The organism is Streptomyces sp. UNOC14_S4 (assembly GCF_020740835.1).
In the GTDB taxonomy this organism is placed as follows: domain Bacteria; phylum Actinomycetota; class Actinomycetes; order Streptomycetales; family Streptomycetaceae; genus Streptomyces.
On record NZ_JAINFC010000066.1, the window covers coordinates 1 to 22,401 of the forward strand.

The 22,401-nt window shown below is 72.6% G+C and carries 20 protein-coding genes; 13 read left to right on the forward strand and 7 right to left on the reverse strand.

The genetic code is table 11. The features are described from left to right. Both K6I34_RS08820 and K6I34_RS08825 read left to right on the forward strand, forming a co-directional pair. Positions 1-631, forward strand: a 631-nt coding sequence (locus K6I34_RS08820) for an iron-containing alcohol dehydrogenase (protein ID WP_229323929.1), incomplete at its 5' end; no start/stop codon positions are given. Then, entirely contained in the window at positions 628-2,112 is a 1,485-nt protein-coding gene (locus K6I34_RS08825; protein WP_229323931.1) for an aldehyde dehydrogenase family protein, read from the forward strand. The genes K6I34_RS08820 and K6I34_RS08825, both read left to right, overlap by 4 nt. Here K6I34_RS08825 and K6I34_RS08830 read toward each other — a convergent pair. Continuing rightward, positions 2,077-4,368 carry an AfsR/SARP family transcriptional regulator gene (locus K6I34_RS08830; RefSeq protein ID WP_229323933.1) on the reverse strand — a complete coding sequence of 764 codons (2,292 nt, stop codon included), beginning with the start codon at positions 4,366-4,368 and terminating at the stop codon, positions 2,077-2,079. The two genes, K6I34_RS08825 and K6I34_RS08830, sit on opposite strands and share 36 nt — an antisense overlap. Positions 4,369-4,756: 388 nt before the next feature. Here K6I34_RS08830 and K6I34_RS08835 point away from each other — a divergent pair, with 388 nt between their 5' ends. The 9 genes from K6I34_RS08835 to K6I34_RS08875 all read left to right on the forward strand — a co-directional run bounded on the left by K6I34_RS08835 (position 4,757) and on the right by K6I34_RS08875 (position 15,032). Then, on the forward strand, positions 4,757-6,484 hold the full coding sequence (locus K6I34_RS08835) for an AMP-binding protein (protein WP_229323935.1): 1,728 nt from the start codon (positions 4,757-4,759) through the stop codon (positions 6,482-6,484). After that, positions 6,481-7,089 (forward strand): phosphopantetheine-binding protein, encoded by a 609-nt coding sequence (locus tag K6I34_RS08840; protein ID WP_229323937.1) that lies wholly within the window; start codon positions 6,481-6,483, stop codon positions 7,087-7,089. Before K6I34_RS08835 ends, K6I34_RS08840 begins: the two co-directional genes overlap by 4 nt. Then, positions 7,086-8,255, forward strand: coding sequence for an SDR family oxidoreductase (locus tag K6I34_RS08845; protein WP_229323939.1), 1,170 nt, complete (start codon positions 7,086-7,088; stop codon positions 8,253-8,255). Before K6I34_RS08840 ends, K6I34_RS08845 begins: the two co-directional genes overlap by 4 nt. Next, a complete protein-coding gene (locus K6I34_RS08850; protein ID WP_229323942.1) occupies positions 8,248-9,108 on the forward strand; it encodes an alpha/beta fold hydrolase in 861 nt (286 codons plus the stop codon). Before K6I34_RS08845 ends, K6I34_RS08850 begins: the two co-directional genes overlap by 8 nt. Next, positions 9,105-10,091, forward strand: coding sequence for a hypothetical protein (locus K6I34_RS08855; protein ID WP_229323944.1), 987 nt, complete (start codon positions 9,105-9,107; stop codon positions 10,089-10,091). The genes K6I34_RS08850 and K6I34_RS08855 overlap by 4 nt, the downstream gene beginning before the upstream one ends. Positions 10,092-10,206: 115 nt before the next feature. After that, positions 10,207-11,823: an MFS transporter gene (locus K6I34_RS08860; protein WP_229323947.1), complete on the forward strand. Its 1,617-nt coding sequence runs from the start codon at positions 10,207-10,209 to the stop codon at positions 11,821-11,823. Further along, the gene (locus K6I34_RS08865) at positions 11,820-12,221 is read left to right on the forward strand and encodes a VOC family protein (RefSeq protein WP_229323949.1); all 402 of its coding nucleotides are present in this window, start codon (positions 11,820-11,822) and stop codon (positions 12,219-12,221) included. Before K6I34_RS08860 ends, K6I34_RS08865 begins: the two co-directional genes overlap by 4 nt. 4 nt (positions 12,222-12,225) lie before the next feature. Beyond that, complete coding sequence (locus K6I34_RS08870; RefSeq protein WP_229323951.1) at positions 12,226-13,779, forward strand: GMC family oxidoreductase; 1,554 nt, start codon at positions 12,226-12,228, stop codon at positions 13,777-13,779. 299 nt (positions 13,780-14,078) lie between these two features. Further along, positions 14,079-15,032 carry a TNT domain-containing protein gene (locus K6I34_RS08875; protein WP_229323953.1) on the forward strand — a complete coding sequence of 318 codons (954 nt, stop codon included), beginning with the start codon at positions 14,079-14,081 and terminating at the stop codon, positions 15,030-15,032. Positions 15,033-15,215: 183 nt separating this feature from the next. Here the strand turns inward: K6I34_RS08875 and K6I34_RS08880 are convergent, their stop codons facing one another. Together K6I34_RS08880 and K6I34_RS08885 are read right to left on the reverse strand one after the other, a co-directional pair. Further along, a complete protein-coding gene (locus tag K6I34_RS08880; RefSeq protein WP_229323955.1) occupies positions 15,216-16,247 on the reverse strand; it encodes a helix-turn-helix domain-containing protein in 1,032 nt (343 codons plus the stop codon). Positions 16,248-16,344: 97 nt separating this feature from the next. Then, positions 16,345-16,764: an NUDIX domain-containing protein gene (locus K6I34_RS08885; protein ID WP_229323957.1), complete on the reverse strand. Its 420-nt coding sequence runs from the start codon at positions 16,762-16,764 to the stop codon at positions 16,345-16,347. A gap of 937 nt (positions 16,765-17,701) precedes the next feature. On the opposite strand from K6I34_RS08885, the gene K6I34_RS08890 reads away from it, so the two are divergent. Beyond that, positions 17,702-18,718, forward strand: a complete 1,017-nt coding sequence (locus K6I34_RS08890) for a hypothetical protein (protein ID WP_229323959.1) — start codon at positions 17,702-17,704, stop codon at positions 18,716-18,718. Between the two features lie 256 nt (positions 18,719-18,974). On the opposite strand, the gene K6I34_RS38235 is transcribed toward K6I34_RS08890, so the two are convergent. Together K6I34_RS38235 and tnpA are read right to left on the reverse strand one after the other, a co-directional pair. Next, positions 18,975-19,100, reverse strand: coding sequence for a hypothetical protein (locus K6I34_RS38235; protein ID WP_275127017.1), 126 nt, complete (start codon positions 19,098-19,100; stop codon positions 18,975-18,977). A 318-nt stretch (positions 19,101-19,418) separates the two neighbouring features. Beyond that, on the reverse strand, positions 19,419-19,847 hold the full coding sequence (tnpA, locus tag K6I34_RS08895; RefSeq protein WP_229323961.1) for an IS200/IS605 family transposase: 429 nt from the start codon (positions 19,845-19,847) through the stop codon (positions 19,419-19,421). Between the two features lie 23 nt (positions 19,848-19,870). On the opposite strand from tnpA, the gene K6I34_RS08900 reads away from it, so the two are divergent. Continuing rightward, positions 19,871-21,028: a transposase gene (locus K6I34_RS08900; RefSeq protein WP_229323963.1), complete on the forward strand. Its 1,158-nt coding sequence runs from the start codon at positions 19,871-19,873 to the stop codon at positions 21,026-21,028. A gap of 62 nt (positions 21,029-21,090) precedes the next feature. Here the strand turns inward: K6I34_RS08900 and K6I34_RS08905 are convergent, their stop codons facing one another. Both K6I34_RS08905 and K6I34_RS08910 read right to left on the reverse strand, forming a co-directional pair. After that, positions 21,091-21,552: a MetQ/NlpA family ABC transporter substrate-binding protein gene (locus K6I34_RS08905; protein ID WP_229323965.1), complete on the reverse strand. Its 462-nt coding sequence runs from the start codon at positions 21,550-21,552 to the stop codon at positions 21,091-21,093. A 126-nt stretch (positions 21,553-21,678) separates the two neighbouring features. Continuing rightward, positions 21,679-22,401: 2OG-Fe dioxygenase family protein (locus K6I34_RS08910; protein ID WP_229323967.1), on the reverse strand; the 723-nt coding region annotated here is incomplete at its 5' end.

Consider the following 22,401-nt stretch of genomic DNA (forward strand, 5'->3'; position numbering starts at 1 on the left):
CCCCTACCCCTCGCCGGGGGACCGCCCCCTCTACGTCGGGGCCAACCCGATCAGCGACATCTGGGCCGAGCAGGCCCTCGCCCTGGTCGGGCGCTATCTGCGCAGGGCCGTCCTCAATCCGTACGACATCGAGGCGCGCGCCGGGATGAGCAGGGCCGCGCTGTGCGCGGGCATGGGCTTCGGCAACGCGGGCACCCACATCCCGCACGCCTGCGCCTACCCGATCGCGGGCCTGGTCACCGGCTATCGCCCCCGTGACTACCGCGTCGACCACCCGCTCGTCCCGCACGGGGAGGCCGTGGTCGTCACCGCGCCCGCGGCGTTCGCGTACACCTACCCCACCTCCCCGGAACGGCACCTGCGCGCCGCGGAGCTGCTGGGCGCGAGCCTCGCGGGGACCACCGTGCGCAACGGTGCCGACCTGCTGCCGCAGACCGTCCTGGACCTCGTCGCCGACACCGGCGGCCCCCGCGGCCTCGCCGACTTCGGCTACACCGTCCGGGACGTGCCCGCGCTCACCGAGGGCGCGGTCCGGCAGGAGCGGCTGCTGGCCTGCTGCCCGCGGGACGTGGACCGCCCGCGGCTGTCCGCGGTCCTCGCCGGCTCGCTCGGCACGGGAGCCGTGACATGACGGACCCTCATCTCCCCGTCGCCGCCGCGTTCGTCGACGGGCGGAGCGTCCCGCCGCGCGACACCCTCCCCGTCCTCGACCCGTCCACCGGGCAGCCCTGCGCGCGGGTGAGCCGCTGCGGGCCCGCCGACGTCGACCGGGCGGTGGCGGCGGCCCGTACGGCCTTCGAGACCACCTGGCGCGACACCACCGCCGCCGACCGCGCCGCCGCCTGCCGGGCCGTCGCGCGGACGCTGCGCGAGCACCGCGGCGAACTCGCCGCGCTGGAGTGCCTGGACACCGGGAAGCCCCTGCGCCAGGCGTACGCCGACGCGGACGTGGCCGCGCGCTACTTCGAGTTCTACGCGGGCACCGTCGAGGCCCTCTACGGGCAGACCCTCCTCGGCCACGCCGACCTCCTCGCCTACACCCTCCAGGAGCCGCACGGCGTGTGCGGCCACATCATCCCGTGGAACTACCCGATGCAGCTCACCGCCCGCACCGTCGCACCGGCGCTCGCGGCGGGCAACACCTGTGTCCTCAAGCCCGCCGAGGACGCCCCGCTGACCCCCGTGCGCATCGCCGAGCTCGTGGCCGAGGCGGGCGTCCCGGCCGGTGTCCTCAATGTCGTCCCCGGGCTCGGGGCGGAGGCCGGGGCGGCCCTGGCCGGGCATCCGGGCGTCGACCACCTGGCCTTCACCGGATCGCGCGCCACCGGACAGACCGTCATGACCGCGGCGGCCCGCTCCGTCGTCCCGCTCGCCCTCGAACTCGGCGGCAAATCCCCGCACTTGGTCTTCGCCGACCACGACCCCGAGGCGGCCGTGCCGTGCATCGTCGCCTCCATCACCGAGCACGCGGGACAGAACTGCTCGGCGGGCTCCCGCGTGCTCGTACATCACTCCGTCCACGAGCGGCTGACCGCGGCGATCGCCGCGGCGTTCACGGACCTGCGCGTCGGGCCGGGGGCCGGTGACCCCGACCTGGGGCCGCTGATCTCGGCCCGCCAGCTCGGCACCGTGCTCGGCCACATCGGCCGCGGCCGCAAGAGCGCCCGGCTCGTCACCGGCGGGGGAGTGCCCGCGGGCGTCCCGGCGGGCGGCTTCTACGTCGAGCCGACGCTCTTCGACGACGTGCCGCCCGACGCGGACATCGCCCAGCAGGAGGTCTTCGGCCCGGTGCTGTGCGTCACCCCGTTCGGCGAACCCGCCGAGGCCGTGGCGCTGGCCAACGCCACGGCGTACGGGCTGAGCGCGGGGGTGTGGACCCGCGACGTCGGGCTGGCCCACGCGGTGGCGCGTGAGCTGCGCGTGAGCCAGGTCTTCGTCAACACCTACAGCGCGGCGGGCGGCGTCGAGCTGCCCTTCGGCGGCTGCCGGCAGTCGGGATTCGGCCGTGAGAAGGGTTTCGCCGCGCTGCTGGAGTACACCCGCGTCAAGGCGGTGGCCATCCACATCGACGGGGCGCTACACCGCGGGACCGTACCCCCCGCCGACCGCTGACCGGGGCGTGGCGCACAGCCCCGCGCGGGCCGCGTCCACGCAGGCCAGCTGCAGCCGGGCGTGCGCGGCCGTCGCGTCCTGGCCCAGCCGCACCGCGCACTCCGCGATGCGCTGCCAGGTCCGCTCGGCCTCGTCGAGCAGCCCGTGCCTGCGCTGCCAGGCGAACTGGCGGTCCGCGAGCCGGGCCGCCGTCCCCGGGCGCACCGCGCACTCGCGGTCCACCACCCGCCGCAGATTGGCGGACTCCGCCGCGAACCACGCCGAGGCGTCCAGCGTGATCCGGGTGGCGACCCGGCCCGGGATCGTGGCGGCCACGGTGCCGTCGGGCTCGCCGCGCGTCTCCTCCGGGACGGCGGGGCGCCACCGCCGGGCCACCCCGCGGTCGGCGGCGCGGGCCAGGACGAGCCAGGCGTCGAGCAGGCGCTCGCGCACCACCTCGGCCTCGTCGGCCGCCGCCGCACCGTCCTGATCGGACGTCACGTACAGGCGCAGCAACTCCGGCATGCGGTAGCGGGGCTCCCCGGTGACGTCGACACCGACCGGGGTGAGCAGGCAGTGGTCCACCAAGGTGCCCACCACCGCGTCGGCGTGCGGCTCCCCGAGCAGCACCGTGACCACCCAGGACGCGAAGTCGCCCAGCTCCCCGTGGGCGAGGAGGCGCATCGCGCGCCGGGCCCGCGGGTCCAGGGCCGCGCAGCTCGGGGCCAGGCGGGCGCGCACCCCGACGTCGTCCGCCTCCAGCACGTCCAGACGGCCGTGCCGGTCGCCGATGATCTCCGCGAAGGTGTGCAGCGGCCAGTTCGGCCGCGCGGCCAGCCGCATCCCCGCGACCCGCAGCGCCAGCGGCAGCTCCGCGCACGCGGCCGTGACCCGCCGGGCCGCCTCGGGCTCGGCGGCCACCCGCCGTCGGCCGATCACCCGTTCCAGCATCAGCGACGACTCGGCGGGGGAGAGCGGTTCGAGACCGACCAGCGTCGCGCCCGGCGGTGCCACGAGCCGCATCCGGCTCGTGAGCAGCAGCGCGGAGCCCGCCATGCCCGGCAGCAGCCGCCGCGCCTGCGCGGTGTCCGCCGCGTCGTCGGCGACGATCAGGACGCGCCGCCCCGACAGCCGGGTGCGCAGCAGCGCCGCGCGCTCGTCCGTGGACTCCGGCACGGCCCCGGCGGCCACCCCCAGCGAGCGCAGCAGCTCGCCGAGCGCTTCGCGGACCCCCTTCGGGCTGTCCGTCGTGGCTCCCAGCTGCACATACAACTGGCCGTCGGGGAAACGGTGGCACAGCCGGTGGGCGGCGTGCACGGCCAGCGCCGTCTTGCCCACGCCGGGCTGCCCGCAGACCAGGACCACGGGCGGCGCCGCCCCCGCCGCGCCGAGCAGCATGACCAGCCGGGCCGTCTCCGCCTCACGGCCCGTGAAATCGGGTATGTCCGGCGGGAGTTGATGCGGCGCGGGCGCCGGTCCGTCCCGCGTGTCCGCCCCGGCGGGGCCGTCCGCCCGGCCCCCGCCGCGGTCCACCGCCTCGCCGCTCCGGTACGCGAGGGTGTCGTCCTCGTCCAGGATGCGCCGGTGGAGCCGGCGCAGCTCGGGCCCGGGGTCGACCCCGCACTCATCGGCGAGCAGCGAACGGACCCGGGTGTACGTCCGCAGCGCGTCCGCCTGGCGGCCGCTGCGGTAGAGCGCCAGCATCAGCTGCGCCCACGCGTGCTCGTTCAGGGGGTCGGCCGCGGCCATGGCACGCAGCCGCGGCACGATCTCGTGATGCCGCCCGAGCGCCAGCTCCGCCCAGACCAGGGAGCGTTCGGCGAGCCGCCGACGGTCCATCAGATGGATCGCCTCCGCCTCCATGGCCGCCGTGGGCGGCAGGTCGCCGAGCACGGGCTCCTGCCACAGCCCCAGCGCCTGCCGCAGGAGCAGCGAGGCCGTGTGCGGATCGTCGGCGAGCGCCTGCTCGCCGATGTCGACCAGGCGGCGGAAGTCGTCCAGGTCGAGCTCGCCCGGCCGCACGTGGAGGGCGTACCCGCCGGGGTGGGTGCGCAGCCTGGACGGATCGTCGAAGAGGGTCCTCGCCCGCCAGAGGTACGTCCGCAGCATGCCGCAGGCGGACGCGGGGGGCCCGGGACCCCACAGCAGGTCGGTCAGCCGGTGCTTGGGCACGGGCCGGTTGGCGTGCAGCAGCAGGATGGACAGGAGGGCCCGCTGCTGAGGCTGTGTGACATCGAGGACCTGATCGTCGTCGGTACGGATCTCCAGATATCCCAAGACTCGAAATTTCAACGCTTCCCCCGGGATGCGTAAGGTGTCGTGCCGCACCGGCGGTGGGTCGCCGATGGATCCGCCGGTCGCGGCCGACGCTTCGGTCGCGCGGATTGTAGTCAGTTCGCGCTCACTCCGGATGAGGTGGGGAACCGGCCGTTTGGTGATCATGCGCGGTGTCGCGCCGGGCCGGATCGGGGGCCCCGCGGGCCGGGGAGCGTCGATGACGAGGGTAGCAATTACCCGGCCTGCACAGCAGGTGTACGGGGCCGTTCCCGGAGGACGGCCGGTAGACGCCGCATAGACGGTGCGCTCGTAAAGTCGGGTGGGTCCAGTTGGGTCCAGTGGGCTCCAGTAGGCATGGACCAGTACGGCGTCGGCGGGGGGATGGGTCATGCGCGTTCCGGTCCGGAAGGGCCAGCCGTCCGGAGTGCGCGGCGCGATTCCGAATTCCGAATTCCAGGGTGTCCAGGACTCCCAGGACTTCCGGGACCTCGTGGATTTCCTCGCGGAACATTCCGGGCGTGAATTCTGGTACTACCGGGGCCGGGAAATCGTGCGCCGCGGCTTCGGCGAGGTGCACGCCGACGTCCTCGCCGCCTGCGCCGCGCTCCGCGTCGCGGGCGTCGGGCCGGGCACGCACGTCGGCATCCTCGCCGGGAACAGCTACGAGTGGATCGTCACCGACCTCGCCCTCGTCCGGCTGCGGGCGGTGTCCGTCGCCCTGCCCGTCGACACCCACCGCGACACCGCGCCGGAGGAGCTCCGCGCCGCGTACGACCTCCGGCTGCTGCTGATGTCGCGCGCCGAGTACACCCGCCGCGCCCCCGCGCAGCCCTGGGTCGCGCCCCTGGACGCACCCGGGGACGCGACCGTCGCACCCCCCTGCCCCGGACATCCGGCACCCGGCGACGACGTCTTCACCCTGGTGTTCTCCTCCGGCTCCAGCGGTACCCCCAAATGCGTCATGATGAGCGCCCGCGGCACCGCCGCCTCACTGGGCGAGTACGCACGCCAACTGCGCCTGACCGCACGCGACGCCATCTTCGTGGTCCTGCCGCTCACCGCCTTCCCGCAACGGCTCATGGTCTACCTCGCCGTCCGGCACGGCTTCGACATCCGGCTCGCGGACGTGCCCCGGCTGCACCAGGCGCTCACGGCCATGGCCCCCACCGTCGTCGTGGGCCCGCCCGCCTTCTTCGAGACCGTCGAGCACCGCTACCGGGCCCTGCCCGCGGCCGACCGCCGCCGCGCCGACCGGCTGCGGCGGCTCACCCGGCTGATCCCGCTGCGCACGGCCCGGAGTTGCGTCCGCAGGCGGATCTTCGCCGACCTGCACGCCCTTTTCGGCGGCCGGGCCCGCCTGCTGCTCACGGGCTCCGCGCCCGCCCGGGTCACCACGTTGCGGCTCATGGAGGAACTCGGCTTCCCGCTGTACGAGTTCTACGGTATGACCGAGGCGGGCGTCATCTCCTGGAACCTGCCCGGCCGCACGCGGCACGGCTCCGCCGGGCGGCCGCTGCTGCCCGGCACCGTCGGGATCGCCCCCGACGGCGAGGTCCTCGTCCGCCACGACCCGCCGCGCAGCACCGGCTACTACGGGGTGGCGGCCGCCACCGACGTGTACCGCCCCGACGGCTGGACGGCCACAGGCGACCTCGGGGTGCTCGACGGGCCGTACCTCACGCTGACGGGGCGCAAGAAGTCCGTCATCATCACGCGCGCGGGCCACAAGCTCCAGCCCGAACCGCTGGAGCGGGCCCTCGCCGAACGGCCCGAGGTCGCCCACGCCGTCCTGCTCGGCGGGGAGCACGCCCATGTGGTGACCGCGGTCGTCTCCCTGCGCGAGCCCCCGCACGACGCGGTGCGCACCGCGCTCGACCGGGCCGTCGCCGACCTCAACCGCACCCTGCCGGAACCGGGCCGGATCGCCCGTCTGCTGTGCACCGACGAGGAGTTCACCGCGGCCAACGGCCTGCTGACGCGGACGCTGAAACCGGACCGCGCCGCGATCGCCGACCACTTCCGGCAGCAACTGTCCGGCCCCGCGCCGGTGCGGCAGCGGCCGCCCGCCGCACCCCGACGACACACGCCCCCACAGGGGACGGGAGACGCACGATGAGCCCACGCACACCGGCGGTCGACCCCCGGGTCGCCGCCCTGATCACCGAGGCCGTGCCCTGGGCCGACCCGGCCGCGATCACCCCCACGGCCCGGCTGCGCGAGGACCTCGGGCTCGACTCCCTCGCCAGGGTCGCCCTCCTGGCCCGCCTCGCCGAGGCGACGGACACCGGGGACGACGACCTGACGGGCAGCACGGCACTCACCACCGTCGCCGACCTCCAGGCCCTCCACGAGCGGCTGAGCGGGGGAACGCGAGGTGCCCCGGCCGCCGCCCCCGCCGACACTCTCGGCCGACTCGTCCGTCTGCTCGCCCGTACCGTCCCGGACTCCCTCGGCACACCCCTCGACAACCCCCTCGACATCGCGCGGATCGATCCGGACGCGCCCCTGCGCGAGCTCGGGCTGCCCTCGATGGTGCTCGTCGATCTGCTCGTCCGGATCGAGCGGGAGTTCGCCTTCACCTGGGACGAGGACACCCCGCCCCAGACCTTCGGCACCCTCTCGGCGCTCGCCCGCCACATCGACGAAGTCAGGGAGACCAGGGAAGTCAGGGAGACCACGGAAGTCGGGAAGACCAGGGAAGCCAGGGAGACCGCCCCATGACGCCGTCGCCCGGCGCACCGTCCGCACCGTCCGCACCGCCCGCACTCGTCACCGGCGCCACCGGTCTCGTCGGCGGTGCGATCGTCCTCGAACTGCTCCGCCGCACCGACGCCGACGTCTTCTGCCTCGCCCGCGACGGCCGTCACGAGAGCGCCACCGAACGCGTCCGCCGGATCCTCACCCGCACGGCGGCCGACTACGGCATGCGCGACGTCACCGGCGCCATCGCCGCCCGCTGTCGCGTCCTGCCCGGCGACATCACCGCGCCCGGCTGCGGCATACCCGAGGACCTGCTGCCCCCCGAGGTCGGCGAGGTCTGGCACGCCGCCGCGTCCCTGAAGTTCCGCGACCGCGACCGCGCCGGGATCGAGCTGCACAATGTGACGGGCACCCGCAACGTCACCGGTCTCGCCGTACGCCTCGGCGCCCGCGCCTTCGACCTCGTCAGCACCGCCTATGTGGTGGGCGACCGCACCGGCCTGCTCACCGAGGAGCCCGTCCCCGCGGACTGCCGCCCCAACAATGCCTACGAGAGCTCCAAGATGGCGGCCGAGGCACTGGTACACGACCTGCCGGTGGACACCGTACGCATCCTGCGCCCCGGCATCGTCATCGGTCACAGCGAGACCCTCGCCGCGCCGACCACCTTCGGGCTCTACACCTTCGTCGACGAACTCATCGCGTTCCGCGCCGCGATCGAGCCCCGCCTCGGCAACTACCTCGACCACTACTCCGTGGCGATGCTCGGCGACCCCGCCACCCGCGGCAACCTCATCCCCGTGGACGCCGTGGCCGCGGCCGCCGTCCGGCTGGGCCGGGCCGGGGCGCCGGGCGGCATCTACCACCTGACCAACAGCGAGCCCACCCGCCTCGGCGAGGCCCTCACCGCCCTCACCGCGGCCCTCGGCATCCGCGCCCCCCGCTGGGTGTCCGACCGCGCCGAACTCACCACCATCGACGATGTCCTGAACAGGGAACTCGACTTCCAGGGCGCCTATATGCGCCAGGACAAGGTCTTCGACGCCACCCGGGCCCGGCAGTACTGCGCCGACCTCCTCACCGTCCCCCTCGGCCCCGGACGCATCGGCGAATTCGTCACCCGCTACCTCAAGGACGGCGCCGCCGAACAGGTCCGCGCGCTGCGGAAGGCGGCCCCCCGTGTTTGACTTCGCGGACCCCGGCACCCTCGACCTGCGCTACCGCGGCCAGGGCCGCTGCCCCACCGCCACGGGCGCCGAGCTGTACTACGAGAGCGCCGGCAGCGGCCCGCCCGTCGTCTGTCTCAACAACTTCTTCATCGTCGCCCCCGCCTGGCGCAACTTCACCTCGCGCCTCGCCCGCGACCACACCATCGTCACCTACGACCTGCGCAACCAGGGCGTCTCCAGCCCCGGCCCCGGCACCCACCACTTCGACGACCACGTCGACGACCTGCGCGACCTCCTCGACCACCTCGGCCTCGACGACGTCCACCTGATCGGCACCTCCGCGTCCACCCTCATCTGCCGCGACTTCGCCCTCCGGCACCCCGAACGCGTACGCGGCATGGTGCTCACCGGCCCCGCCTTCTCCCCCTACGGGCCGCTGCGGATGCGGCTCATGGCCCGGGACTGGCTCCGCCGCCTGGAGGCGCAACAGGCCGCGGGCGTCTTCGACTACCTCTATCCGCTGGTCTTCACCGACAAGGCGATCGAACGCGGCGGGCGCGCCACCTACCTCGCCCTGCGCGAGCACTTCCTCGCCCTGAACTCCGAGGCCCAGGTCCGCGCCTGCGTCACCGAACTCCTCCAGGCCTCCGGCGACCCCGACCTGCTGAAACGGATCAGCAGGCCCGTCCTGCTGCTCATCGGCGACGGCGACCACCTGTGGTCCGCCTCCACGCTCCGGGACGCCGTGGACCTGATGCCCCACGCCACCGGCCACATCATCGAAGGCGCGGGCCACATGCCGTTCATCGAGGCCGCGGAGGAGTTCGAGACGGCCGTCGCCCGCTTCACCGAACGCACCGCCGCGCCGTGAGCACGGCCGGAACCGACCCCGCCGAAGCCGGCTGGCAGGCGGCCCTCGACCGCTTCGTGCCCGTGCCCGCGGCCCACGCCCGGCCCGAACTCGACGCCACGGCCGCCCGGCACCTGCTCCGCTGCTCGCCCCGCGTCTGGGCCCTGCTCACCGACGGCGGGCTCCCCGCCAGGCCCGCGCCCGCAGGGGAACGCGCCGGAGAACGCTACGACGGCCGCGACCTGTTCAACCTCGCCGTCCACTCCGGCTCGCGCACGTCCGTACCCGAGGTCGCCCTCTCGCTGGCCCTGCGGTTCGCCCGCCAGGACCTCCGGCACTGGGCACGCGAGCGCGACTGGGAGCTGCGGACGACCCTGACCTGCCTACGCCACCGGGGGGAGGGCCACTGGCAGGCCTGGCCACCCGGCTCGTACGACACGCCCGCCCCGGCCCCCGCGCCGCGCCACTGGAGCGACCCCGGGGCCGTGCAGACGCTCCGCCACCAGGTGCGCACCCGTGGCGTGCACGCCCGCCTGGAGTCCCCGCGGCTGCGCGACGGGATCGCCGACGCGCTCGCCCGCCCGCTGCGGTACGTCCGTATGCCCGCCGCCGTGCGCGCCGACGCCGACTGGATGGCGGAACGCGGGCTCGTCGACTGCGTGAGTGGTACGCTCGCGCTCGCGCGACGGCTGGCCGCCGCCGGACACGAGGTCCGCGGCCGCACCGGCTGGCTCGTCGGGCCGCAGGTCACCGCCCACACCTGGCTCGACGTACGGGACGACGACGGGCGGTGGAAGAGCGTCGACGTCGCCCACCACCACCTCGCCCGCACCCTCTTCGGGCCGGACGCGGTGGCCCCCGAGGCCTTCGCGGGCTCGCGCCCCGACCGCCTCGTCCCCGGCACCGCGCCCGTCGGGGAGGAACCGTTCACCCACCGGTGCCTCACCGCACCGGCCGACCGGACCTGTCCGATCGACTGCCAGATCTCAGCCGCGAGCCGGTAAGCGCCCCGTAAGGGGCGCGGGGAACGGCGCGACCAGCCACGACGCACCCGCAGATGACACACCGGACCACCAGCGGAGCGCTCAGGCCCCCTCGGGCCGGGAAAGGCGGGCAGACATGACGGAGGCACAGCGGTCAGCACGCCCGGAGCGGACGGCGGACCCCGCCGGGGAAGCCGTGACGCTGCGCTCCATGACGCCCCTGCTCGCCATCCTCTGCACCGGGCTGTTCATGGTCTGGCTCGACACGACCATCGTCAACGTCGCCCTGCCCGACATCCAGGACTCCCTCGGCACCACCTTCACCGGCCTCCAATGGGTCGTCAACGTCTACACCCTCACGTTCGCCTGCTTCATGCTCGTCGCGGGCGACATCGGCGACCTCTTCGGCCACAAACGGGTCTTCCTCGCCGGCGTCGCGGGCTTCACCGCCGCCTCCGCGCTGTGCGCCACCGCCCCCGGCATCGGCGTCCTCCTCGCCGCCCGCGGCCTCCAGGGCGCCTCCGGGGCCGTGATCATGCCGATCTCGCTCTCCCTCATCACCGCGCAGGGCGGCACCCCGCGCGTCCGCGCCGCCGCCGTGGGCATCTGGTCCGGCGTCGGCAGCCTCGGGCTCGCGGGCGGGCCGCTCGTCGGCGGACTGCTCGTGACCCGCTTCGGCTGGGCGAGCGTGTTCTGGATCAACGTGCCCATCGGCCTGCTCGCCCTCCTCGCCGGACACCGGGTCATCGCCGCGCGGCGCGGCCACGGAGGACGTCCCGTCGACACCGCCGGCATGCTGCTGTTCGCCGCGGGCGTCGGCTCCCTGACCCTCGGGCTCATCCAGGCCGACGACTGGGGCTGGACCTCGCCCGCCGTCCTCACCGCGCTCTGCCTCGCGGCGCTGCTCCTCGCCGCCTTCGCCGCCTGGGAGCTGCGCGCCCGCGCCCCCGTCCTGCCGCCCGCGCTCTTCCGCGACCGGGGATTCACCCTGCCCAACCTCGCGGGCATGGTCACCTTCTTCGGCATGTTCGGCGTCCTGCTCTTCCTCTCGGTCCACCTGCAGTCCTTCGACGGGCTCTCCGCCTACGAGACCGGCCTGCGCTTCCTGCCGCTGACCGCCGCGACCGCCGTCGCCGCGCCCGTGGCCGGATGGGTCACCGGCCGCTACGGGGCCCGGCTGCCGCTGGCCGCGGGCTGCGCCGTCTCCGCGCTGGGGATGCTGCTCCTGACGCGGGTGCGGATGGACGGCGGTTATCTGGAGTACGTGGGCCCGTTCGTGCTCGTCGGCTTCGGCACGACCCTCGCCGTCACCCCCGGGACCATCGCGGTCCTCGCCGCGGTCAGGGAGAACCGCGCGGGCATGGGCGCCGGGATCGTCCAGACCTCGCGGCAGATCGGCGGCGTCCTGGGCATCGCGATCCTGGGCACCGTCGTCGTCCGGCACTTCCGCGACCGGCTGCCCGGCGCGCTGGCCCACCTGCCGCTGCCACCCGCCGAACGCGCCCGGATCGCCGACCAGTTGTCCTCCGGCGGGCGCCCCGACGTCTCCGGTCTGTCCGCCGCCGCGCGCGCCGCGATCCTCCACCCCGCGGGCCGCGCCCTGGCCGACAGCATCCAGTCGGCCCTCGCCGTCGCCGCGGCCTGCAACCTCGCCGCGGCACTGCTGGTGCTCCTCGCCATGCCCCGGCGGACGGACGGGCGGACGGACGGACCCCGGAACTCCCGGAACTCCCGGAAGGAAGGCGCCACATGATCGGGCACCTCGGCATCAACGTCCCCGACCTGCGCGCGGCCGTCGCGTACTACGACCGCGTCCTGCCCCTGCTGGACTTCGAGACCTACTTCGGGGACGCCGCCCAGCACGCCTACCGGCCCGCGGACGGCAAGCCCGGCACGTACCTCTTCCTGTACGAGTCCAAGGAGGCGGCCGCCACGTACTCCCGGCACCGCACCGGACTGCAGCACCTCGCCTTCATGGTCCGCAGCCGCGGCCGGGTGCGCGAGGCCGCCGCGGCGGCGGCCGCCCTCGGCAGCGAGATCGTGCACCCGCCGCAGGAGTTCCCCGAGTACCCGCCGCCCTACTACGCCGCGTTCTGGACCGACCCCCACGGCTTCCTGCTGGAAGCCGTCTGCCACCACGACAGGGACTGAGACCGTGCCGGAGCGCGCCGCCCACGACTACGACCATGTGATCGTCGGTGCCGGGTCCGCGGGCTGCGTCCTGGCGAACCGGCTCAGCGCCGACCCGGGCGTCCGCGTCCTCCTCCTGGAGGCGGGCCGGGACGACGCCGTCCGGGCCATCTCCGTCCCCGCGGCCTTCCCGACGCTCTTCAGGACGGAGATCGACTGGGACCACCGCACCGACGCCCAGCCCCGGCTCGACGGCCGGTCGCTCTACTGGCCCGCGGGCAAGGTCCTCGGCGGCGGCTCCGCCATCAACGCCATGGTCTACATCCGCGGCAACGCCGCCGACTACGACGGCTGGGCGGCCCGCGGCCTCGACGGCTGGAGCCACCGCGACGTCCTCCCGTACTTCAAGCGCTCCGAGGACAACACGCGCGGGGCGGACGCCCACCACGGCACCGGAGGCCCGCTCACCGTCTCCGACCTCCGCGACCGGCACCCGCTCACCGAGGCGTTCCTCGCCGCCGCCGAGGCGACGGGCCTGCCCGCGAACCCGGACTTCAACGGCGCCCGGCAGGAAGGGGTCGGCCCCTATCAGGCCACGGTGCGGCGAGGCCGCCGCTGCGGCACCGCGCACGCCTTCCTCCGGCCCGCCGAGCGGCGCCGCAATCTGACGGTCCGTACGAGGACGGCCGTACGGCGCGTGCTCACCGAACGCGGCCGGGCCGTCGGCGTCGTGGCGGAACACGACGGCAGGGAGGAGACGTTCCGCGCCGACCGCGAGGTGATCCTGGCGGCCGGGGCGATCGGTTCGCCCCGGCTGCTCCTGCTGTCCGGCATCGGCCCAGCCGACGGGCTCGCCGCCCTGGGCGTCCCCGTCGTCGCCGACAGCCCGCACGTAGGCCGCAACCTCCAGGACCACCTGACCGTCGGGGTGGCCTGGGAGGTGACGGGGCAGCGCACGATGGAATCGGCCCTGCGCCCGGTGAACGTCCTGCGCTACCTGGGCGCGCGCCGGGGCCCGCTGGCCTCCCACGTGGCCGAGGCGGGCGGCTTCGCCGGTGGCTCCCTGCCGGACCTCCAACTGCACGCCGCTCCCGTGCTGTTCGACAACCATGGGCTGACCCCGCCTCCCTGCCCCGGCTTCACGATCGGGGTGTCGCTGCTGACGCCCCGGAGCCGGGGGACGATCACCCTGCGCTCCGCCGACCCGGCGGCCGCTCCCGTGATCGACCCGTGTTACGGCACCGAGGCGGGCGACCTGACCCGCCTCGCCGACGGCCTGGAGCTGGCCCTGGAGATCGGGGCGAGCCGCCCGCTCGCGGACCGCTTCAGCAGGCTGTACGCGCTGGAGGGCACGGACCGCGCGGCACTGGAGCGCTGGACGCGGGCCCGTGCCGAGACCATCTACCACCCCGTCGGCACCTGCGCCATGGGCGAGGTCGTCGACGCCGCGCTCCGGGTGCGGGGCGTCGAGGGCCTGCGGGTCTGCGACGCCTCGGTCATGCCGGTGATCCCGCGCGGCAACACCAACGCCCCCACGATCATGATCGCGGAGAAGGGCGCGGACCTGATCCGGGGCTGATCCGGGGTTGATCCGGTACCGATCCGGATCAGCCCCGAGGCTGACGGATTCCGGCCGAATCGCGGACCCCGGGCGGGCGGCGGGGGAGCGCCGGAGCTGACGGTGTGTTACCCAGGGTACCCCCGTGCGGCTGGCCGGAATTGATCGTTCCCGGAGGCCCCGGGGGTCCGGACCACCGGGGCGATTCCGCTCCGGAGAGGGCGTCCTGATACCTGCTTCCTCCCCTGCGCCGGGTGTTGCAGTGTGCGGTGGTGGCCGAGTGCCACTCCCGTCCCTCACCGCACACCTGGAGCAGTTTCATGACGTCCAAGGCCCGAATAGCCGCGGCGGCCCTCGGCGCCGTACTGGCAGGCACCGCACTCACCGGCACGGCGCACGCGCAGACCCCCGGCCCGCTTCCGATGACACCCGACGGCACCTGCGCGAACCCCTTCCAGAACAACTGGCTCCTCGGCGCGGCGGACCTCCCGGCCAAGGCCCCGCTCGGCCCGCTGCTGAAGAACTGGACGCGCACCGGCAAGGGCGCCCCCGCCCCCGAGGTCTTCCTCAAGGAGTGGCGCACGGCGGACGGCAAGGACTGGAAGTGGCCCGGCAACGACGGCTTCGAGGGCAAGAAGGAGGTCGCCCTCGTCAAGGCGGGCACCAGGATGGACCGCTTCGGCCAGCCCACGGGCACCTTCCTCGCCCCCACGGACGCCTCGTACGGTGCCCGCGCCATCCCGCCGTCGAACCTCCGCACCTACCCCGGCGGAGTGACGTGCAACTACCATGTCTACACCGTCAAGAAGCAGTTCGGTGTGTACAAGGGCGCCATCGCCCCCTGGTTCGGCCAGCCCGGCAAGGGCACGCAGTACAAGCTCGACGCGGCGGCCGATGCGACCCTCCCGAAGGACGTGAACGTCAAGTGGCTGCTGGACAACAAGTACCTGGAGGAGTCGACCGCCACGGCGAAGCCCGCCGCGAAGCGCTCCTCGCTCGTCCGCTCCACCACGGCACGGCCTGACGTGGACCGCCACTCCGTACGCGCCGAGCTCCGCAAGGCGGGCATCCCCGACGACTTCTACCGCATCGGCGACGTCCACGACCCCGCGGCACCGGCCTCCGAGTACTACTCCCTGCACCGCGCCGCGTCCGGCGACTGGGAGGTCGCCCTGACGGAGCGCGGCCGGAAGCGGGTGGTGGCGACGTACGCCTCCGAGGACGAGGCCTGCGGCAGGCTCTACGGCGAGCTGCTGGACGCCGCGCGGTACTGACCTGACCACCAGGGCGGCGGCCCACGGCCCTGACGGGGCTCCGTGGTGATCGCGTGCCGAGGGCGGAGACCGCTGGGGCGCCGGATATGAAACCCCCCGCGTTTCACATCGGCTTCCCCGGTGCGGGCCCCGCCCTCTTCCTCCCGGTCGGTCCAGCATGGCAGCGGGGGCAGTGCCCTGTCCTTAGCCGTCCGTGCACAGCCGTTTGACCGTGCGTGCACACGTGTTCCCCTCGTCGGCCGGCACGTCGTCCGTACGCAGGGGAAAGCGGGCCTCCATGGGCGAGAGGCCATAGGCCCTCAGGAAAGCGCGGCTGAAGCTGGCGTGGTGGGTGAAGCCCCACCGGGCCGATATGGCGTGGACGGGAATGTCCCGCAGCGCCGGTGAAGTGAGTTCGCGCCAGGCGCCCTGAAGTCTTTGCTGCCGTATGTAGCCGGCCGCGGTGGTGGACTCCGCCTCGAAGAGCCGGTGCAGGTACCGGACCGAAATGTGATGGGCTTCGGCGACGCGGGTCGGCGTCAGCTCCGGATCGTGCAGATGACGTCTGACGAATTCCTTGACGGCGAGAGTCAGCAGCCTGCCGCGTGTCTCGGGTACCGGCCGGAGCTCGGTGTCGAGCGTGCGCGCGAACAATGCCGTCGTCAGATCACCTATGACCGCTTCGAGATGCGGGATGTCGGTGGGCCGGTAGGCCCCGCTGCCGTTGGACAGCTGGCGCAACAGCTGTGCCAGGAGGGCCCCGAAGCCTTCGTGCCCCGACATCTTGCGTCCGGCCGCCCGGTCGGCCTTCTCCCGCGGCAGCAGGACGAGCTGTTTGGGCACCTCCAGTCCCACCATGGTCACCTCGTCCTGGTGCGCATGGATCTCGTACGGTCTGGAGGTGTTGCTCGTGTGGATGTCGTAGGGGACGTACGTGTTGTCCTGCTTGCCCATCATGGCCCTCCCCTCCCCGCGGAGAAGGAGGGTGAGGTGATAGGCCTCGGGGTCGGACTGCCGTATCAGCTTCGGGGAGCGCCGGAACACCAGTTGCTGGAAGGAAGCGGGCCAGATGGTGATCGAGCCGACGTCGACGAGCCGCAGTCTGCCCCGGTAATCGGCCGAGTGGTCGCTGCTCAAGGACATCGGCGCGTGGGTGTTCCCCAGCCATTCCTGCCAGGCGCCGAAACGGTCCGCCGCCGGTAGGTCCTCGGTCCGGAGGGTTGTCTCGTCCAGCATCCTTACCGCCAGCTCCCCACGCGTGTCGTCGGCCGGCAGAGTCGCTCGCGCGGCACCGCGGGCGCCCCGGCCCGCGCCCCGGCATCCCCCCTGACGCTCACCCGAGCTCTTCGGGCTCCTCCTGGGCGGCCGTGGCCAGGTGGTCGAGGACCAGCGCCGTCGCCACGCTCACGCGTCCCCGGTCCGTCACCGGCAGCCAGGCCAGCTCCGCGATCTCGCTGTGCGGGGCCGCCTCGCCCGTGGCCTCGCCCGTGAAGCACACCATCCGTACCACCGTTCCCGCCGCCTTGCCGTCCGCCGCCGCCTCGACGGTCACCGCGTGCGTGAGCGTCCCGGGGGTGAGCGTGACGCCCAGTTCCTCGGAGACCTCCCGGGCCAGGGCCTGCTCGGGGGTCTCGCCCGGCTCCGGCTTGCCCCCGGGGAGATAGAAGGACGACTTGCCGTGCGAGCGGGCGGTGAGCACCCGGCCCTCGTCGTCCAGGCGGATCCACGCCACCTTCTCGATCACCTTGCTCATCGTGGACTCCTCCATGGCCGCGCGGGCCGTTTCGCCGGTGCGTCGTACGGTCGTACGGGAGCCATCATGCTCCTCGCCCCGCGGGCGCGGGGAAACGGGCCGCCTCCCGGCCGGAAGGCGGGTGAGGACGGTGCGACCCGCTACGGGCCCGGGACCGACCGTGTGGTGCTCCCGCTCTGACGCCACCGGCGCGGCATGTGCCCGGTGCCTGGTGCACGGAAGCGGACCGAGACGTCCCGCTCCGCGCGCCGTACGGTGGCGGCATGGCTCCCCCGGACTTCGACGGCTCCGATCGCCACCGCGCGAAACGCGCACGCAGAACGCTCTGCCGGCGGCTTCCCCGGTGACCGCGGACTCCGCGATACCCCTCTTCCGGGCCGCGCATGCGACGGAGTCCGCCGCGGCTTGACGGCACCCTGCCGCTGTACGGGGTCGCATCGCCTCAATATGCCATCACCATATGCCTCCGAACGCGTAGTCGGTTCCGTACCGGTGCCGACTCCTCGGGCCGGGCGCCGGGAGGGGCGGAACGCGGTGCGCGAGGCGAATCCCTGCCATGCGCCGCGAACGCGCCTCCCGCGAGCGCTGCGCGGCGGGCGCCGGAGACCCCTCGCGCCGCAGATGAGACGTGCCGGGGGCGCGAAGCGCACGGATTAGGGCAGATGCCTATGCAGCACGGTCCGAGTGCGCCGTGTGCCCCAATGCATCTATCGAATGTATGGTTTTCGTTTTTACGCTCGCGTCTAGAGGGCACCATCCTGCCAGGGATCGGGCTGGGGAGGAGGCGGGTCGTGCTGTTGCGAACCGCCCGGGGTGGCAAGGGGGAGGAAGCACAGATCCAGCCTGGAAGCGACCGACCGTTCGGGGGAACGCGGCGCCGTCGCGATGAAGTTCCCCCTTCTTCCGTCCGGAGAGGCCCGAAGGAGGCCGGCCCCAGATGCCCCAGGACATCGCGCTCGACATACCGTTTCCGACCAGGATCAACCCGCTGGTGAAGACCGTGGCGGCGCGCAATGAACGATGGCTGATCACCGAAGGGTTACTCAGCAGCCAGCAGAACATCGAGCGCTACCGCTCCTGGAACATCGCCAAGCTCGCGGCGGGATTCCTGCCGGACGTCTGCGAGCGGGAGCTGACCTTCGGTCTCGCGGTGCAGAGCTTCTTCTTCTTTTTCGACGATCTCTTCGACGGTGCCCTGGGACACAACCCCGCGGCCACCTATGAGATCTGCCACGAGATGGCCGCCCTCGCCCGTCAGGGCACGGGCACACCCGCCGTGGCGCCCTCGTTCCCGCTGGCCCGGCTCTGGTCGAGCCTGTGGCGCCGTGCCGAGCAGGGCATGTCGGCGGCCTGGCGGGGCCGCGCCGTCCGGCACTGGGAGGAGTACTTCCTCACCTATGTGTCGGAGGCCGTCAACCGCAAGAGCGGCACCGCGCTGAGCATGGACTCGTACATGAAGCTGCGCCGTGACGGGATCGGCAGCCAGGTGGTCCTGGACATCTCCGAGCGGTGCGGGCACTTCGAGGCGCCGCCCGAGATCCACCAGAGCATGTGCATGCTGGAGGTCCGGGACATCACCGCCGAGGTCGTCACGCTCACCAACGATCTGCACTCGCTGGAGAAGGACCAGGCGAACGGCGACCCCAACAACGCGGTGCTGCTGCTCGCCCGGGAGCACTCCTCCTCGCAGGAGGAGGCCATCGTCCGCCTCCAGCGCATGGTGCGGCGGCGCACCCGGCGCTTCCAGCAGCTGGTGATCGAGGTCGACCGGCTGTGCGACGCCTTCGGCCTCACCACCGAGGAACGGGAGAACACGCACCGGTTCCTGGACGTCAACCGCGCCTGCATGCGCGGAAACCTGGACTGGAGCAACAACACCGCCCGCTACAGCGACATCGGCGTGCGGCACGTGATCCGCTCGCCCCGGATCGAGGATGTGATCGCCCAGACCTGAGCCCGGGCAACACCCCGTCAGGAAAGCGTCAATGCTCCGGGCCCCCGGGTCAGGGAACCGTCAAGAGACGTTCCCGGCACCCGGGGGCCCGGAGCACGCTGGGGGTTCGGCACCCGTCGTGCCGTGTCCATGCGGGAGGGCCCGACCACCGGCCTTCGGCCCCCGGCGGCGCGCCCTCCGGCTCCGGCGTCCCCGCCTCCCCGCGGGGACGCCGACCTGTGCGCACCGTACTGTGCCGGGCTGGCCTGTCCCGCGCTCACCGCCGCAGTACCTTGCGGGCCAGCAGGTTGCCCAGCAACTGGGCGAGCTGCACCAGGACGACGAGGACCGCCACCGTCACCACCATCACCGACGTGTCGAAGCGCAGAGAGCCGTACGTCATGGCGAGGTGGAAAGGCCCCGGCGAAATCCTCGTCCGTGAACAACGGGCCGAGGACTTCCCGGGCCCGGATCGCCAAGGTCCACTTGGGGAACGAGGCCCGGACCACCCGGGCTGTCAGCTCGGGCACCCCGTCGTCCGGCCACGACTCCAGCGACATTCTCTTCCCCCTGTCCCGCCAACGACCATAGCCATCAGCAAGACGAACGACACAGGCCCGCTCGAATCACGACTTCCCCAACGGAGTCGTTCACGCCCGGGAGGAAGCGCTTCTCCGGGCTGCTCTGGCCTGCATGTATGTACGGGTCCGCGCTGTTGACCTCAGTCGGGGCGCTTCTGGTTCTCGATGTACTCCTTGATGATCGACAGGGGTGCGCCGCCGCAGGATGCGGCGAAGTAGGAGGGCGACCAGAAGTGATCGCCCCACAGGTACTCGCGGATGTGCTCGGGGAACTCCTGGCGGAGCCTGCGGGCGGATACACCCTTGAGCGAGCCGACCAGCCGGGACAGGGCGACCTTGGGCGGGTAGTGCACCAACAGGTGCACGTGATCACGTTCGCCGTTGAACTCGGCCAGTTCGGTTTCGAAGTCGGCGCAGACGGCCCGCATGACCTCCTCGCACCGTCGAAGGATCTCGTCGGTGAACGGACCGCGCCGGTACTTGGGTGTGAAGACCAAATGGGCATGCAGGGTATGGATCACCGTACGGCCCCTGTGGATATTGGGATTTGACTCCCAGCGTGGTGACATAGATCAATGCTACGATCGCAGCCGTGAAGGTCGTGACACAGGTGAAGCTGATACCGGAGGCCGATCAAGCCGCCGCGCTGTCAGCAACCCTGCGTATGGCCAACGAGGCTGCGAACTGGGTGTCCGGTGTGGCGTTCGAGCGCGGTGTTCCGCGTGAGTACGAGCTGCGGAAGCACACCTACGCCGAGTTGAAGGCGCGCGGGCTGGGGGCGCAGGCCGCCCAGCACGTCATAAAGAAGGTGCGGGACGCCTACACCGCGCTGAAGGCGAATATCCGCGCCGGGAACCTGGGCAGGCCGGGGTCGAAGCGCAGGGCCAGGGCGGAGTCGAAGCCGGTCGTCTTCCGCGCCGGGGCCGCGCAGCCGTACGATGACCGGTGCCTGTCCTGGCAATACGACGCTCGAACGGTGTCGGTCTGGACGACGGCCGGACGGCTGAAGAACGTCCGCTTCGCCTGCTCCCCGGGCGCGCTCAAGATGCTCCGCGAGCACCGAAAGGGCGAATCCGACCTGATCGAACGCGACGGCGAGTCCTACCTGATCGCCGTCTGCGATGTCCCCGAGGCTGAGCAGTACGAACCCGGCGGGTTCATCGGCGTCGACCTCGGCATCGTCAACATCGCTACCACCTCCACGGGCTACCGTGCTGCCGGACGCGGCCTGAACCGGCACCGGAAACGGCAGCGTGATCTGCGGAAGAAGCTGCAGGCCAAGGGCACCAAGTCCGCGAAGCGCCTGCTCAGGAAGCGTTCCCGCAAGGAAGCCCGGCACACCGCCAACGTCAATCACATCATCTCGAAGAAGATTGTCACCGCCGCTGAACGCACCGGCTCCGGTATCGCCCTGGAAGATCTCACGGGCATCCGCAGCCGGGTACGGCTCCGTAAGGACCAGCGGACCTCTCTGCATTCGTGGAGCTTCCACCAGCTCGCTGCCTTCATCGAGTACAAGGCCAAGCGGGCCGGGGTGCCTCTGGTGTACGTCGATCCGGCGTACACCAGCCAGCAATGCTCCGCGTGCGGCCACGTCGACCGGAAGAACCGTGTCGATCAAGCGACGTTCGCGTGCCGGTCCTGCGGGGCCCTCATGCACGCGGACGACAATGCGTCCCACAACATCGGCCGCAAGGGCGAGACCGTGTGGACTGCGGGGCGTAAGTCACGCGCCCCTGCCACCCCATAGGGGTGCCTGGACGGAGGAGCCCACCCAGCAGCCAGCTGAGCGCTACCTCCAAGCCTGGTCGTTCACGACCGGGTCAAGTTGACATGCCTCGGGTTGGCCTCGATGTCGTCGGGCGTGCCATAGATCCCGGCTTTGTCCTTGAGTTTGATCAGCTTCGCCTGCTGGAGCACGAGCAGGGCCCGGCCCTGGTTGGACGGGTCGTCGGGGACGGCGATGTCGGTGCCGTTCTGTTTGTTGAACTGGCTGAGGAAGGCGAGGTGCTGGAAGGCGTTCAGTTCGATGTCGCCGTCGGCCAGCGCCTTGTTGGGCAGCTGGTAGTCGTCGAAGGTGACGATCTCGACGTCGATGCCCTCCTTCTTGGCTTCCGCGGCGAGGACGTCCCACTCGGGGTCGCCGCCGCTCACGCCGATCCGCACCCGGTCGCCGTCGGCGGCGTCGGACAGGCCGCAGGCCGACAGCAGGAGCGAGAGGGCGGCGGCCGCGGAGGCCGCCGCGAGGCCGCGGCGGGACAGGGTGCGTTTCATCGGATGGCTCATTCCAGGAAGTGCGGGAAGACGTGCGGGAAGTGGTGTGCCGACGGCCGGAATGCCGTGGCGTGCTGAGGATCGTATGGGTGAAACGTGGATATGCCTGGGAAAGAAAGGAAGGGTTCACGTTCCTGTAATGGGAGTGAAGGAGTCCCCGGAATGTGACTCCGACTCCGCGGCGGAGAAGAAGTCGACGAGCAGCATGTCGCGGATGCCGCGGGCGGCGCCGGGCGCGGGCCGGAGCGGTGAGACGCCGTGCAGCACACGGCGGTCGTCGAGGACGATCGTCTCCAGGGGAGCGGAGAGCAGGGCCCGGTGCAGAACCCGTGCCCCGTCGGCGTCTCCGTCGGCGCCCCCGGCCGCGTCCCCCGGCGCGTGGAGGCTGGACTCCGCGCCGAGGACGTCCTGACGGCGGATCAGCACCTGGGCGACATAGGCGTGCCCGTCCCGGTGCATGCCCTCCGGCGCCGGGTGCCCCTCGGCGTCGGCCGTGGCCGTGACGCGGATCTGGTGCACCCCGCAGGTGTCGATGCCCTCGCGGGGGCCCGGGAGAAGCTCGCGCAGCGCGAGGACGAGGGCGCGCAGCACCGCGCCCTCCGCCACGGAAGCGGTCAGCGGCGCGAAGAGTCTGCCCGTCCCGTGCTGGAAGAACGCGGCGTGCGGGAGCCGCTCCAAGCGGCTGCCGTGTACGCGGAAGGAGCCGTAACGGCGGAAGCGGTACGGCCTGTCGGTGCCGAGGTGGGTGTCGGGCGGCAGGTCGTCCCAGGAGGCACGGAACGCGGCGACCTCCCCGGCGGGGACCGCGCGCAGGGCGGTGCCGAGCGTCTCGGGGCCGAAGTGGAGGAA